Annotated in this window: 17 protein-coding genes and 1 pseudogene; 8 read left to right on the top strand and 10 right to left on the bottom strand. The window is 68.1% G+C overall.

Annotated elements, in window-relative coordinates; genetic code table 11:
- Positions 1-40: 40 nt before the first annotated feature.
- Both ACIRO3_RS30200 and ACIRO3_RS30195 read right to left on the bottom strand, forming a co-directional pair.
- Positions 41-682: a TetR/AcrR family transcriptional regulator gene (locus ACIRO3_RS30200; RefSeq protein ID WP_404142012.1), complete on the bottom strand. Its 642-nt coding sequence runs from the start codon at positions 680-682 to the stop codon at positions 41-43.
- Positions 683-827: 145 nt separating this feature from the next.
- The gene (locus ACIRO3_RS30195; protein ID WP_404142010.1) at positions 828-1001 is read right to left on the bottom strand and encodes a hypothetical protein; all 174 of its coding nucleotides are present in this window, start codon (positions 999-1001) and stop codon (positions 828-830) included.
- 236 nt (positions 1002-1237) lie between these two features.
- Here ACIRO3_RS30195 and ACIRO3_RS30190 point away from each other — a divergent pair, with 236 nt between their 5' ends.
- From ACIRO3_RS30190 to ACIRO3_RS30180, 3 genes are all read left to right on the top strand, one after another.
- Positions 1238-1678 carry a hypothetical protein gene (locus ACIRO3_RS30190; protein WP_404142008.1) on the top strand — a complete coding sequence of 147 codons (441 nt, stop codon included), beginning with the start codon at positions 1238-1240 and terminating at the stop codon, positions 1676-1678.
- Between the two features lie 39 nt (positions 1679-1717).
- Positions 1718-1921 carry a hypothetical protein gene (locus ACIRO3_RS30185; protein ID WP_404142006.1) on the top strand — a complete coding sequence of 68 codons (204 nt, stop codon included), beginning with the start codon at positions 1718-1720 and terminating at the stop codon, positions 1919-1921.
- A 73-nt stretch (positions 1922-1994) separates the two neighbouring features.
- On the top strand, positions 1995-2471 hold the full coding sequence (locus ACIRO3_RS30180; RefSeq protein ID WP_404142005.1) for a hypothetical protein: 477 nt from the start codon (positions 1995-1997) through the stop codon (positions 2469-2471).
- 274 nt (positions 2472-2745) lie between these two features.
- On the opposite strand, the gene ACIRO3_RS30175 is transcribed toward ACIRO3_RS30180, so the two are convergent.
- The 4 genes from ACIRO3_RS30175 to ACIRO3_RS30160 form a co-directional block, all read right to left on the bottom strand.
- Positions 2746-3012 carry a hypothetical protein gene (locus ACIRO3_RS30175; protein WP_404142003.1) on the bottom strand — a complete coding sequence of 89 codons (267 nt, stop codon included), beginning with the start codon at positions 3010-3012 and terminating at the stop codon, positions 2746-2748.
- Positions 3013-3419: 407 nt separating this feature from the next.
- Positions 3420-4439 (bottom strand): hypothetical protein, encoded by a 1020-nt coding sequence (locus ACIRO3_RS30170; protein ID WP_404142002.1) that lies wholly within the window; start codon positions 4437-4439, stop codon positions 3420-3422.
- Between the two features lie 444 nt (positions 4440-4883).
- A complete protein-coding gene (locus ACIRO3_RS30165; protein ID WP_404142000.1) occupies positions 4884-5213 on the bottom strand; it encodes a hypothetical protein in 330 nt (109 codons plus the stop codon).
- 383 nt (positions 5214-5596) lie between these two features.
- Complete coding sequence (locus tag ACIRO3_RS30160; RefSeq protein ID WP_404141998.1) at positions 5597-5854, bottom strand: hypothetical protein; 258 nt, start codon at positions 5852-5854, stop codon at positions 5597-5599.
- A gap of 275 nt (positions 5855-6129) precedes the next feature.
- Here ACIRO3_RS30160 and ACIRO3_RS30155 point away from each other — a divergent pair.
- Positions 6130-6278, top strand: a pseudogene (locus ACIRO3_RS30155) (phosphoribosyltransferase); the annotation flags it as partial.
- A 768-nt stretch (positions 6279-7046) separates the two neighbouring features.
- Here ACIRO3_RS30155 and ACIRO3_RS30150 read toward each other — a convergent pair.
- Positions 7047-7253, bottom strand: coding sequence for a hypothetical protein (locus ACIRO3_RS30150; protein WP_404141996.1), 207 nt, complete (start codon positions 7251-7253; stop codon positions 7047-7049).
- A 96-nt stretch (positions 7254-7349) separates the two neighbouring features.
- On the opposite strand from ACIRO3_RS30150, the gene ACIRO3_RS30145 reads away from it, so the two are divergent.
- The 4 genes from ACIRO3_RS30145 (at position 7350) to ACIRO3_RS30130 (ending at position 9959) form a co-directional block, all read left to right on the top strand.
- On the top strand, positions 7350-7958 hold the full coding sequence (locus tag ACIRO3_RS30145; protein WP_404141994.1) for a Mu transposase C-terminal domain-containing protein: 609 nt from the start codon (positions 7350-7352) through the stop codon (positions 7956-7958).
- A gap of 428 nt (positions 7959-8386) precedes the next feature.
- A complete protein-coding gene (locus ACIRO3_RS30140) occupies positions 8387-8749 on the top strand; it encodes a hypothetical protein (protein ID WP_404141992.1) in 363 nt (120 codons plus the stop codon).
- 113 nt (positions 8750-8862) lie between these two features.
- Entirely contained in the window at positions 8863-9285 is a 423-nt protein-coding gene (locus ACIRO3_RS30135) for a hypothetical protein (RefSeq protein ID WP_404141990.1), read from the top strand.
- Entirely contained in the window at positions 9252-9959 is a 708-nt protein-coding gene (locus ACIRO3_RS30130; protein ID WP_404141988.1) for a hypothetical protein, read from the top strand. Before ACIRO3_RS30135 ends, ACIRO3_RS30130 begins: the two co-directional genes overlap by 34 nt.
- 60 nt (positions 9960-10019) lie before the next feature.
- Here ACIRO3_RS30130 and ACIRO3_RS30125 read toward each other — a convergent pair whose 3' ends face one another.
- The 3 genes from ACIRO3_RS30125 to ACIRO3_RS30115 form a co-directional block, all read right to left on the bottom strand.
- A complete protein-coding gene (locus ACIRO3_RS30125) occupies positions 10020-10586 on the bottom strand; it encodes a hypothetical protein (RefSeq protein WP_404141986.1) in 567 nt (188 codons plus the stop codon).
- 18 nt (positions 10587-10604) lie between these two features.
- A complete protein-coding gene (locus tag ACIRO3_RS30120; RefSeq protein ID WP_404141984.1) occupies positions 10605-11534 on the bottom strand; it encodes a hypothetical protein in 930 nt (309 codons plus the stop codon).
- A 153-nt stretch (positions 11535-11687) separates the two neighbouring features.
- Positions 11688-12734: helicase associated domain-containing protein (locus ACIRO3_RS30115; RefSeq protein WP_404141982.1), on the bottom strand; the 1047-nt coding region annotated here is incomplete at its 5' end.

The raw sequence follows: 12734 nt of genomic DNA, 5'->3' as shown, positions 1-12734 counted from the left end.
CGGCCTGCCGAGGTCAGGCACTGGGCCTTGCCCCCTCACGTCAGCCGGTCGCAAGCAGGTCGAGTTCGGCTTCGTAGAGCGAGGAGGGGTCGATGTCCATCCCGGCGAAGTGACCGCTGAGCTCCAGGGACAGGACCCCGTGCAGCCGCGTCCAGAAGGCAACGGCCCGCCGCCGCGCAGACCCGGGCTGCAAGCCCTCCCCGGGCTTCGCAAGGGGTGTGGACGCAGGCCCGGAGTGGTCCTCCCGAGCCTGCGCATCGCACGCGGCAAGGATGCAGCTCATGATGTCCGACATGGTGGACGTGAGATCGACGGGACCGTGATAGCCCGGCACCGGCGGGCCGTAGACGAGGAAGTAGCGTTGTGGATCGGCGAGTGCCCACGCGCGCAGGGCGCGGGCCAGACTGCGGAGGTCGCCTTCACCGCCGTCGGCCGCCGTTCGGAAAGTGTCCGCCAGGCTCTGGTAGGCATCCCGAACCAGTTCAGTGAGCAGCGCGTCCCGACTCGTGAAGTAGCGGTAGAGACCGGCACCGCTGAGACCCATGATCTTCGCGATCTTGTTGAGTGAAAGCGCCGTGGTTCCGGCAGAAGCGATCTGCTCTCGCGCCCGTTCCTTGATCTCGGCACGCACCTGCCGCCGATACCGTTCGCGGGGGGTGGTCGTAGCAGCTGCTTCGGTCATGACAGCCTCCTCCTCGCGTGTTACACCCTATCGCTCGCGAGGAACCGCCGGCGCTTTCCGGTGGCCTTAACATCGGCGAGAGGCCGCTCAGGATTTCGCCGCCCGGACGCGTCGAAACCCACTGAACCGCCCACCGGGCCACACTTCAGAATCTGAGCCTGTCTTTCCCCTTTTCCTTGAGGCGCCGGGCTTTTCCCCGTGCCTCCAGAGCGGCACCTTTTGCCGCCGTCGTCCGATGGCCGATGGCGTGTGCGATCTTGCGCACCGTGCGGCCGACAACCTGCTCGACTGCTGCCTTGGCCTTCTCTTTGGCGCTCATCTCGCCCCCTCCTTCCTCTCACATGCCTCTTACCCTGTAAGAGCACAAAGACGTCGGGCCGGGCGCGGCGCAGAAGCGTTCGCCGACACTGGAGGAAAAGCCCGCACACGTACACGGAACGACGTCGACGTGGAAAGCGGTTGCCCCCGGGTGGGAGGCGCCTGCAGTCACTCCAGCACGCAACAGATCTTTGCCGGAAACACCCCCGGGGGCCTTAAAGGGTTGCGGAGAATTACATGTCAAGGAGCACTGACCAGCGGACCAAGGTCACCCTGTACGGTGCGGCCCACTTTCAGGGTGCCGCTGTCGAGCTCTCGCCGGATAAAGGGGACGAGGGCGAAAGCATGGTCGTCCACTCGCTCGCCCACCTCGGACTGAGCCGGCTGGGCTCACTCACTGCTCCGGGCGAGCCGGCCAACCCCGACCACCTGTTCAGGCAGCACACCGGGCGGATCACTCATGTCACCGTCTGGTCGTCCAGGCCGCAGACCTGGCGCCTCGACCCCAAGGAACGGGGCAGGACCTGGCAGCAGTACGACGCCGATACGGGTGATCTCGGAGCCTGGGCTGCCCGATCGAAGTACGTGCGTGTCTGGAGCCAGGAGGACGGCGCCGAAAGCAACGCCGGCCCGCTCTCGTCGACAGGTCCCTCTCGTCTCATCACGGTGGTCGAATAGGACTCGGGCCGCACGACACGCTGGGAACAGGGGAGGGTGGTGGCCGCCCGCTTCTTCGAAGCCCGCGGGAGCCTCGTCGCGCGCTACGGCCACACCATCTCCGGCTTCGACATCGACCTATGGATGGCCGAACACGCCCCCGACTACGCCCGCCGGACCGGGGCGCTGTCGCGCACGTGTGCGGTCGTGGGGGAGGGGCGTCCTGAGCGCACGCTCCCGACCGGCCATCCGCAATCTTCTTGAGCGTTCGATCAAACTGAGCCAACTTGCGGTTCGAGCGAACGCTCAAACCAAGGGACGGGCGAGGGGGGCGGCCATGGGGTTGTACGTGGAGACCGTGATCGACGCCGATATGGAGGTCCTCTGGGAGCGGACCCAGGACCCGGCGCGGCACCAGTCCTGGGACCTGAGGTTCACCTCGATCTCCTACCTGCCCCGCGTCGAGGGAGAGCCGCCGCGCTTTCGCTACGCGACCCGGCTGCTGTCCGCCCTGTGGATCGCCGGCACCGGAGTCAGCGGGGGCGAGCGGCAGCGGCCCGACGGCACGCGCGTCTCGGCGCGGCGCTTCGCCTCGGATCACCCGCTCTCCCTGCTCGCCGACGCCGGGCTGGCCCGTGCCGCGGCCGCCTCCTTCGTCGGCATCGAACTGTACGAGGGCGTCGACCCCGAAGGTGCCGCCCGCGCCCTGGACTCGCTCGAACAGCTCGCCGTCCTCGCTCAGGCCCTGGAAGGACTCGGCCCCCTGTCTCAACGGGCAGTCACCCACCAGCTGCGCCGCCGCACCCGAGACTGACCCGGCGTCGCCTCGCTCGGCCACCGCGGCCCACCCACTCGTCGGTGAACGCAGGCTCGGCCGGATGGGCCAACTACGTCTCAGTCACCGAAAACCGATGCCGTCGCCGTATACACCGGCACCGCTGCCTGCAAGGCATGTCGGAGACGCTGGTCAGCGTGCTGGAGCGGGATTCGATGGGCGTCGAACACGGAACGGGTCGGACTGCCGAGTGCGAGTGGAGCCGCCAGGTACCGGCCCGTGCCTGGCGGCTCCACCGCGGGGGCGGGTGTTGTCAGTTGCCGAGGAAGCCGGCGATGGGTCCGAACAGGCCGGTGAGCGCGATGGCGCGCACCGGGTCGGGCTGCTGGGTCTGGGCGGGTTTCCAGGCGGCGAGGGTCCAAGCCTGGGCGGGGCCGCCCTTGCTCTTTCCGACCAGGTATCCGGCCTCGTCGGTCCAGTAGGTCCGCTCGGTCGGTACGGTCTTGCTGTCCGCGCCGTAGATGTGGGTGCCGTCGTACGCCCACCGTAGGTGCTGCCGTTGGCACGGTTCGCCCCGCATCCGTGCATCCGCGTCGATGTCCTGCCGGACTCCACCTGCGGCGGGTGGATTCCCTCCTCCGCCGCGGCGTCCATGTAGGACTGCGCGGCTTCGGGTCCCTCCGGATCCTCCTCGACGTTGTGCTGCGGAGGTCGAGCCGTCCAGGTCGATCGCCACCTGGTGGACGGTGCGCCCGTCCGCGTAATCCTGCCTCGACATGGTCCCTCCGATTCGGGGCCGCCGGTCGTGCGGCTGCTTCAGCACGTGGGGTCCCGGCTGTCGGCCTCGAAATGTGCGGGGCCGCGTCGAGCAGCGAAGGGTGCTTGTGGCGCGCTTCGCTCATCCCGGATGACTAGGTCTCGCCCTTGTTGTCAGGGCCAACCGGATCCTCCGTGGCCAGTCGGTGGGATCTGACTGGCCACGAACGGTCACTCTGTGACAGCAGTCATCTGGCAAGCGGGACGCGTCCGAAGCCAGTACGAGCGGGCCGCGATGATCAGGGCGATGCCGTAAACGGCGAAGGCGACCATCCCGATCCATCCGACCAGCACCGCGTCGCCCCAGGAGTGGAAGTCGCCGCGCCGCATCGTCACTGCTCCGGACGTGGCCAAGGCCAGGTATCCGATCCCCACGACGCCGTACGGGGCGAGTGTCGCAGCACCGAGCAGAGCCGGGGCGAGCGGGAGCCAGCGCGGCACCCGTCGGCCGCGAAGGAACGGCGTCCAGCGCGGGAAGACCTGTCCCCACGGCCGGACCAGGCCCCAGAGCAGTAAGACGCCGAGCACGGCCAGCAGCGCGGTGGGATCCAGGCCCCAGGACTCCAGGGTGAGGAAGATTTTTGAGGCGCCGTTGCGCTCCGAGGCCGCGAGCATCTCCTCGCCGGTGATTCCCGCGAACGTCCCGCCGAATGCCCAGACGAGTTTCATCGCCGCGTACGGGACAAAGGCCAGCGTTCCTGCCCAGGCAGCCCGTTGGATGAGCCGCGGTGCGGCGGACGGCGCTCGTACGGCAGTACCGGCGGGCCGGCGGTCGGACTGGGCCGTGGCCGCGAGCAGGACCGCCCCGACCGCCGCGAGGACCTTGTTTGCGGTGGAGGCCCGACTGTCGACGCCCTGACCGAACATCAGCGTGATCACATCCATCAGCAGGCTGAACGCGGTGACCCCAGCCAGGGCGCAGACCACCCGGAGCAGCCCCCGCAGCACCGGCCGCAGCCCGTACAGCACCACCGCTCCACTGGCCAACGCAGCCAGCACACCCACTGCCACGACCACCCAACCGAACCTGGAAGAGCCGTGGCCGAGCAAGGGGGTCCCGCTCAGCGCGCATACCAGGCCGAAGCCGGCATAAATCACCGCCCACAGCACCGTGGCCCTGGCCGCCCAGCGCGGCCATCGCTGCCACCAGGCGCTCCAGAGTGCATCCATCGTCCGTTCATCACTGGTCATGTTCTGAACGTCGCATCAAGCACGGCGGCGTGACATCGGCCGCCGGAACGACCTCCCTCCCCCAGCCGGGTGAGCTCAGCGCTTCCGGCAGTAGGGCATCCAAGTGAGCAGGTCCGTCCCACCCCCGAGCTTCGGTGGGGGACGATTCACCGAGTCCCATCAGCGGAAGGCCCCGGCGGACCGTGAGGGCTGCCGGGGCTGTGTGGGGCCGGTGTACTGCATTTCGAGGGGCGAGCTCGTCACGCACGGCCCTACCTAGCACACTCCGTGTCGGCGCGGGTGCGGCGAGCCTATCGGGCACCGGGGCAGGACTTCCCCGATCGCCGGCCGCGGGGCGAGACCCCCCGGGACGGCGAGGGGTGCGGACCCCGGTCGCGGTGGGCGTGGTGGCCTTCTGGCGGTCTCTGACGTACCTCTGCGATCCTTCGGCCGGGTGCCACCCGCTCACTCCGAACTCTCTGCGCCTCCGAGGACGCCGACGCCGACGGTATCCAGGTTCGCGAGACCGTGTTGTTCGTCGGCGTCGCCGCCGGTTGGCATGTCGGCTCCGCCGCATTTGGTTGAGGGGCTGCCGAGGAGGCTGCCGTCGGCGGCGCCGGTGCCGGTGGTGGTGGCCCCGGCGGCGTGGGGGACGGTGTCGTGGTTGGCGCAGTTGGTGCCGAAGGCGGGCGACAGGATGTCACCGACGCCTCCGGCGGAAGCCGGTGCGGCGGCTGCCGCTACCGCCGCACCGGCCGTGAGTACGAACGTCGTGGCTGCTTTGTATGTGGTCACCCCGGGGGAACGACCTCCGGCAACAGCGGGTGTGCATCCCAACCGCTCCGGCCGGGTGCCACCGAGCCCAGTCGATGCCGAGGTCAGCCAGGCGCTCGCGCTGCCTTGCCTGAGAGGGCCTGACGTGTAGGGCTGCGAGCCAGCTGACAACCTGTGGGCCCGCGCCTCCCTTTGGGGTGGCGCGGGCCCGGTGCGTTCCGGGGGCCCGTTCCGTGCCATTCGGCACGGGCGGGCAAAAACGCTGCCCTTCGGGCCGGTCGCTTTGCTCGCGGCCCCTTTGGAAGGCGCTTCGCGCCGGGCCCGCCCCCGTGGCGCGCGGAGGAACAACCCCTTGCGGCTTCCGCCGATCCATTCAGCGGCTGTGCACCGTAGAGGGGTTTTACTTATTCGATTCCGGCAGTATTGAGGCTGTCCAGATATTTCCTCAGGAATCGTCGGGTCTGCTCAACATCGGCAATAGAGTTTTCGTCGAAGCGGCTGTCTGCCCAGGACGATTTGCCCGTCCGACGCATGTGAAGTTCGCCGCCCGTGATGGTGTATTTGATGTCCTCGGTGAAGTTCTTCTGACTGTCATGCGTGGTTCTTGTGAACCCCTCATTCTGGTCGAGTAGCTGTTGGCGCACGATCACTGTGAGGCGCATTCCAACCCCCCCTTGTCCCTTGACGGTTGCTTGCCCGTTGGTTGGTGGTGCCGTAACGGTCGTTCGGCAGCGCGGTGGCCACAGCCAGACTTACCAGCGGATCGATACCACTTCAACCGTTGGCCTGCCCCAGTAGCTCTTAGCACCTGCATCGAGTCCACCGCAGCACCCGGCATGATCGACAACGACCGGAACGCGCAGGACCAGCCAGTACCGCAGCCCGAGACAATGGCCGTCTGCTGGACATGGATGGGTTGCTGGCAGCCGTCACGGACATCGCGGATGTCGAGTGCTACACCGGGGTCACCACCCTGGAGATGCCGGTCATGCTGACGCCCGTCCCCCGAGGCGTGGCTTCGGCAACAAGGTGCTGATCGTCGACAGCATCACCTGCACCGGCAAGGTGCTCACGCGGGTGCACGATATTGCTCCTGGACAGGAACTACTTCCGGGAGTTCATCGAGATGAACCTGCGATGCGACCAGGCGCACTGCCGGCCACTTCGGTTTGAGCAGGGGTCCGGCTGCCGGGCCGCGGAGTCGGTGTCGCTGCCATCGCCTGGGGTGGAGTTCACCGACTCCACCCCAGGCTGTTGCAGGGCCTTGCACGTCTGTCAGGCGCGCTGGCTGTACAGGAGTACAGCGCTGAAGGCGATGCCGCCCGCCGCGGTGCCCGATACCTCGCGCCAGGCCCAGCCCCGCTTCGTTGCGCAGCTTCCGCGTCCGGCGCTTCCACCGGGACGGCGGCCGCGGCACCGTCTGCTGCGCCCGCTCGCTCTCGGCCGGGGCGATGGGCTCGGGCGGCGTAGCAGCGCTGCCGGCCGGGGAACTACCGGCCTCGAACCCGCACGCTGCGCCCCACGTCGTCGTCGGTCGAGCACGAGGTGACGGTCGAACGGGACGACACCCTCCCGTCGACGTCGGCCGCGCCATCCGAACCGGTCGCTCTCGCGCAGCCGGAGCCCGGTGGGGGAGTCCCGGTCGAGGCGTACACCGGACCGACACCGATCAATATCCGATGTGTGCGAGTCAGCCGCATGATTGGCTGGAGATCCCTTGCTTCGGACGCGGCCGGACATGCTTCAGCGAGGTGCCTTTGGCCAACCTCGACGACTACGCTGCGCACGTTGAGCGGCCGAGTCCAGCCACGCCCAGCGCGAAGACCAGCTCTCGATCGTCAATCGCGTCTGGTCCTACCGGGACCTGCTGTCCTCAGCCTTGAACGCGGCTGCGTCGAGCGAGACGACGCCCACGATCTGGTTCTGCTGCGCGGCAGACATGGGAAAGGCGTCCGCGACGATGCCGGTGACAAGAGGCTCGAGGGCGAGATCCGGGCCGCCGACCCGTGGGTCGTCACCGAGGTCGTCGCCGCCGCCGTTGCCGCCTTGGAACGGCTGCACACGAGCACCTGGCTGCTCCCGGCGACGTCGCCCGCTGGGTCGACGTCGGGCTGCGCGGGCTGGACCTGCGCGGTTGGGAGGTCGCGCCCGTGCCGGATGGCGCGCCTCGACTCGGGCGTTGGAGCGGGCGCCGCGCGCCGCACGGCCCGAGTTCGGAAGATCACCACGAACGGGATCAGCTGGCGACGTCGTGCGTATATCGCGCCGTGGATGGCCGGGCACGTGGGCATGCGGGTGCGGCTGCGGTATCTGCCGCACTACGACGGGCAGATCGAGGTGTTCTCCACCGAGGAGAGGGGCCGTCACCTGGGCAGCGCATATCTCGCGGAGGCGGCGACGGTGGAGCAGCGTCGTGCGCTGAGCTCGGTCAGGGAGAAGAAGGCCCGGCAGTTGAAGGCGGATCTGAAGGCGGCGGAGAGGCTGCGCAAAGCCCGCTACACGGCCATGACCACGGCTGACGCTCCCCGTTCGCGGCGCACGGTCACCTCCTCGCAGGCCGAGGCGGAGATCGCCCGGGCCAGGGGCACAGATCTGGCGGCCCGGGCGCTGCCGGACTTGATCCCTCCTCGTGAGGCCCCGGCTTCCTGGGTGCGTCCGGTTGTCCGCCCTCACCGGCCTGCCAGCCGGCAGGCGGATGCCGGACAGCCAGACGATGGCAGGCCACCGGGGAAGCCCGATGTACGTGACGACAGCGGGGAGCGTTGAGCGATGGTGACTGCTGAGCGACAGAGCCGGCTGCCCCGGGAGCGGGAGGACCACTTCATGCGCCTGCCGGGCGCCCAGGTCGTCTCCACCCGCGCCCTGCTCATGGTGAGGGAGAACATCCGTGCCGCGATCGAGGCCAGAGCCATGATCTATATCTACGGGCAGGCGGGGCGGGGCAAGTCGCTCCCGGTAAACACCTCGCTGCGCGAGTTCGCACCGAAGCTGACACGCCGGATCCAGTTCCGCTCCCGCCCCACCACCCGCGACCTGCGCCACGACTGTTCCACGCCCTCGGCCTGCAGGGCCGCCCGCCGGGGCAGCCGATCGAGTTCGACCGCACGCTGCGCGGCGCCCTGGAGGAGACGCACGTCCTGGTCTGTGACGAGGCGCAGTGGCTGTCGAAGATGTGCTTCGAGTACCTGCGCTAAGTGTGGGATGACATCGGCTCGGACCTGACGATCGTGTTCACGGGCGGGGACGGCTGTTTCGAGATGCTGCAAAGCGAGCCGATGCTGGAGTCGCGGGTGTACGCGTGGCAGGAGATCGACCCGATGCCGCTGGAGGAGGTCCTCACCGTCATCCCGGCCTTTCATCCCGTCTGGGCGGACGCGGACGCGGACCCTGACCTGATCTCGATGTGCGATCACGAGGCCGCGCACGGCAACTTCCGTGCCTGGGCGAAGATCACCCATCACCTGACCGTCGGGATGAAGGAGTCCGGACGCGCCGGCGTGGACGAGGACCTGCTGCGCTGGGCCTACAGCAAGCTTCGCCACCGCCGGGTGGCCTGATGCTTGACTGCCCGAATCCGCCGCCGGTCACGGTAGTCCTGGACCCATTCGACGATGTCGTCCACACCCGGGCCGCTTTGGCCTCCCATGCCCCGGCCCAAGGGCGGCTCACCGTGCATCCCACCCCAGGAGCGGACGCCTCGATCGCGCTCGCCTACGACGTGCTCGCGGCCCTGGGCAAACCCGTTCTCCCGTCCGGTCCCCAACGGGTCGATCCAGCCCGGGTGTGGTTGCTTGCCGCCACCTGGATCCTGGCCACCCCCATCATCGACCTGACCCTGCTGCGGGCACACCTGCTCACCCCGCCCCGCTTCCGAGCCCTCCACGCGCTGCGCCGGCGCACGGGCGTCCGCCTGGTCCTCGTCTGTCACCGCGCGGACATGCGCACCTTCTTGGAGCGCGAGCTGAGGCAGGTGGAACACCGCATCGCGGAGGCCCGCGCGATGCTGCCCGAGACCGTACCCGCCGCCGAGCGCCTGCGGACACTCCAGACAGTCAGGCCTTGGCGAATCGCTGGATCAACCTGCCCGCGCTGACCACTCTCAAGAGCGTCGACGAAGCCTCAGACTCTTGTCACTGCCTCGCACCGATGGCGCCCGACCGGGACTTCTTCCCGCCCGTGATGCCGGCGGTCACCGAAGCGGAGGTCGCCCGGCGACTCCACAAGGCCACGGCCCACCCCCACCTGTCGGCCCAACTCGCCACGGCGCTGTTCACTGCGGCTTCCACCACCCAGCTCGACACCGCGCACGTCGGGGACCTGGGCCCGGACGGCACGACGATCACACTCCACGACCACGGCCTCCGTCAAGGCTGCACAACCCACCCGGTACCCGCCTGGGCCCGCCCCCTGCTGAGAGCTGCCGCGTACGCCTGGAGCATCGAGACCGGCATGAACGGCCCGCTTTTCAGCGACCCATGGGGAAGCACGGGACAGCCTTACCTGACGGCCTTCGCCGAAAGCTGCGCCCGCCCCAGCCACCACGCCCCAAGCATCGCCGTACAAAAAAACGCGACGACCCAGAGCCCGCAGCAAGCCGAGACGACCATCTGGCCTGTGTGCACCGCCCACTACCGGACGGCCTGGGCCACAGCGGAACCCGATCTGATGCGGGGCTGCCCGTATCCGCCTCCGCACACCCGAAAGACCATCGACCGAAGGAAGAAGGGATGGCTGCCACCGGACTACGGGCTCCGGCATCTGCGCTGAGAAAGTCGTGAGCTGTCCGCATGGTCTGCTGCCCCAGGCGGACTTACCGCAGTTCCAGGGCTACGGGTTGCTGTCGTGTTGGCGGCGACGGCGTTCGAGCCAGTTGGGGTCGCGTGCAGGTACGGCTACGGACGGTCCTTCCTCCACCAAGTCAGCGTCGGAGACGGCCATGATTCCGTCGAAGAGCCAGACGAACCGGGCGAACCGGAACGCGGCGAAGACCATGGCGTACTCGAAGATGAAGCGCGCGGAGAGGGGATCTTTGTCGCGGTCCAGTGAGAAGGCGGTCAGGATCAAAAGACATGCCAGCGCGGTGCCCTGCAACAGGCTGCGCCAGGTACGCCTGAGCTCACCATGACGTTGCTGCCGCACGGCCCGCAGACGTTCGCCGTTGGCGGTGGTGTAGATGGCGATGGCGATGGCACTGAGACCACCGATGGCCGACACGACGCCAGTTGCCGCGGCGTACATGTCGGTGCGTTGGGTGGTGCCGATCCAGGTGAGCCAGTCTCCCGAACCACATCCCCGGACGATGAGAAGGTGGGCCCCGATGACGATCACCGCGATCAGGTAATCGGTCCAGGCGCGCTCGGCCCACTTGTCGATGACACTCGTACGGACGCCCACACGATCCCCCCGCCTAGGTCATGAATCCCCCGCGTCCACCGCGAGCCGGAGCGCATCCTCGTGCTCCGCCGCTGCCACGAGGATGGCATCCACCGCTGACACGATCCGGATCGAGTTCCCTTCCGCATCCGTGGCTGGGACCCGCTTCTTGGCAGTAATGCTGGGCTCGACCAGCTCGACCAGCTCGACGAGTCGTGTCTGCTCCGGGCCACCCGGGTCCGAGTAGACGAGCCGCGCCCGCGCGCGCTCGGCACCTGTCACGACGTCGGAGATCTCGTCGAGGTCCGCAAGCAGGTGCTCCCGGTGCTCCTTCAGTTCCTTCCCTCGGGGCACGGAGATGACCATCGTGACGCTGATCTCCCCGTACGCGTCACCAGCGACGCGCAGGAGTCGGGCAAGGCCACCCTGCCGCTCTCGCAGCGCGCCCATCTTGTTGCCCATGACCTTGACCTCGACGCGGCTCGCCCCCACCGCGGACTTGAGCTTCTCGATCTCGGAGTGCGCAACGACAGGGCGCAGCTGCAGCCTGCTGCCGGGGAACATCTCGATGCCGTTGATCCAGGTCTCAAGGGACTTGTGACTGGGCGCGGATACCCCACCCTGCATGATGCCCACCACGTTGCCGAACGGTAGGAAGCAGACGACAGAGGTATCGAGGTATCCCTCATGAGCCGACTGCTCGAGCTCACGAAGATCGCCTGTGTCGAAATTGATGACAGACAACCACTCACCGGCATCCTTCACTCGGTGCAGGAGCAGGTGATCTTCCATGTTGTGCGGGAAAGCCGTCCCCACGATCCGGTGCTCGCCCTCATGCGTACGAGCGCCAACCGGAGCCCGGGCGAGATCTGCAAGTGCCCCATCCCAGTCCATAGGCTCCGGAATCCGTTGAGCCTCACCGTCCTTGACAACCACGATCTCGAAGAAACCGAGCGTGCGTTCCTTCATGTGATTCAGCGTGGCCAAGACGATGCCCCCTCAGTCCTACGGCTCAGTGCAGCAGCCTCCCAGCCGCGAACCCAGCCTCCTCAGAAGATCGTAGGCCGCTGCTGGAGGGAACAGGTCCGCATTTGCTGAGATCAGGAGACCACTAGCCTCTCCTCACGCCACAGGTGCCCACTCCACACCGAGTTCGGTGAGGGCGGTGAGTTGTGCCGGGTCGAGTTTGTCGCGGCGCTGTTTCTGGTTCGAGATCCAGATTCCGGTGTGGTGCTCGCTCCCGTCGGCCAGGACCTGCACGACGCCGCGCCCTGGGAACCGCCCCTCCCGCGCGACGTACTGTGCGAGGGCCTCCAACCCTTTCTGGAACGCCCCGCCGCCCGCGCCCGGCCCGGACGCCGCAGCCGCCTTCGCGGGCGCCTTACGTGCCTGTGCGGCCTTCTTCACGCCCAGTTCGGCGAGCCTGCGTTGCTGCTCGGCGTTGAGCTTGCTGAAGTCGCGTTGTTGGGTGGTGAGCCAGCGGCCGATGTTGTCGCCGTGGAGGGTGACTCCGGGTACGACGTCGGCAAGGCGGGTGCCGCCGGCGAGGAGCTGGGTGAGGTAGGCGTGGTGCCGTTGCCAGTCGACGGTCCATCCGTTCTCGCGGGGGTTCCAGTCCGGGTCGATGGCCGCGAGTTCCCGGGCCCGCCGCGCGGCGCGTTCGGGGTCTTTCCCGAGCCCGTCGGGGCGTCGGATGTTCGTCAGCCACTGCCCGATGGCCCGGTCCAGGGCGGTTGCGTGCCGCGGGGCCGCCAGGGTTCCGTGGAGCTCGTAGTAGGCGCGCGCGGCGGCGAGGTTCTCGGTGAAGCCGGCGTCGGCGGTGTCCCAGACGATGCCCAGCTCTTCCAGTTCGGCCGCCCGTTCCCCGGTCATCTGGCCGGCCCGGTAGGCGCGGCGCTGGTCGGAGAGCCACCGGCCCAGCGGATAGGCGCCCTCGGTGTGCTCGTAGGGGACGTCGAGGTGTTCCTCGCGTTGCCGGTAGCGGTACGCGGCCTCGACGCCCCGCTTCCAGTCCTGGCGTTCGGTGTTGATGACGGTGTAGCTGATCCACTTCGCGATGAGCCCGGGATCGCGGGGTGCGATCTCTTGGTTTGGGGACAGTGGTTTGAGAGACAGTGAGTGGCTGGGGTGTTGTTGCTGGTCGGGGTCTGTTTCGGGGTTTCGTGTCAC

The organism is Streptomyces sp. NPDC102278 (assembly GCF_044766345.1).
GTDB lineage: Bacteria > Actinomycetota > Actinomycetes > Streptomycetales > Streptomycetaceae > Streptomyces.
The sequence above is the reverse complement of the archived record's forward strand: the minus strand, read 5'-3'. Positions and strand labels throughout refer to the sequence as shown.

Bases quoted from the DNA above. Each gene is read 5' to 3' on its own strand.
- ACIRO3_RS30200 (WP_404142012.1), bottom strand. From the start codon at position 682: ATGACCGAAGCAGCTGCTACGACCACCCCCCGCGAACGGTATCGGCGG.
- ACIRO3_RS30195 (WP_404142010.1), bottom strand. From the start codon at position 1,001: ATGAGCGCCAAAGAGAAGGCCAAGGCAGCAGTCGAGCAGGTTGTCGGC.
- ACIRO3_RS30190 (WP_404142008.1), top strand. From the start codon at position 1,238: ATGTCAAGGAGCACTGACCAGCGGACCAAGGTCACCCTGTACGGTGCG.
- ACIRO3_RS30180 (WP_404142005.1), top strand. From the start codon at position 1,995: ATGGGGTTGTACGTGGAGACCGTGATCGACGCCGATATGGAGGTCCTC.
- ACIRO3_RS30175 (WP_404142003.1), bottom strand. From the start codon at position 3,012: ATGCGGGGCGAACCGTGCCAACGGCAGCACCTACGGTGGGCGTACGAC.
- ACIRO3_RS30170 (WP_404142002.1), bottom strand. From the start codon at position 4,439: ATGACCAGTGATGAACGGACGATGGATGCACTCTGGAGCGCCTGGTGG.
- ACIRO3_RS30160 (WP_404141998.1), bottom strand. From the start codon at position 5,854: ATGCGCCTCACAGTGATCGTGCGCCAACAGCTACTCGACCAGAATGAG.
- ACIRO3_RS30145 (WP_404141994.1), top strand. From the start codon at position 7,350: ATGGCGCGCCTCGACTCGGGCGTTGGAGCGGGCGCCGCGCGCCGCACG.
- ACIRO3_RS30120 (WP_404141984.1), bottom strand. From the start codon at position 11,534: ATGAAGGAACGCACGCTCGGTTTCTTCGAGATCGTGGTTGTCAAGGAC.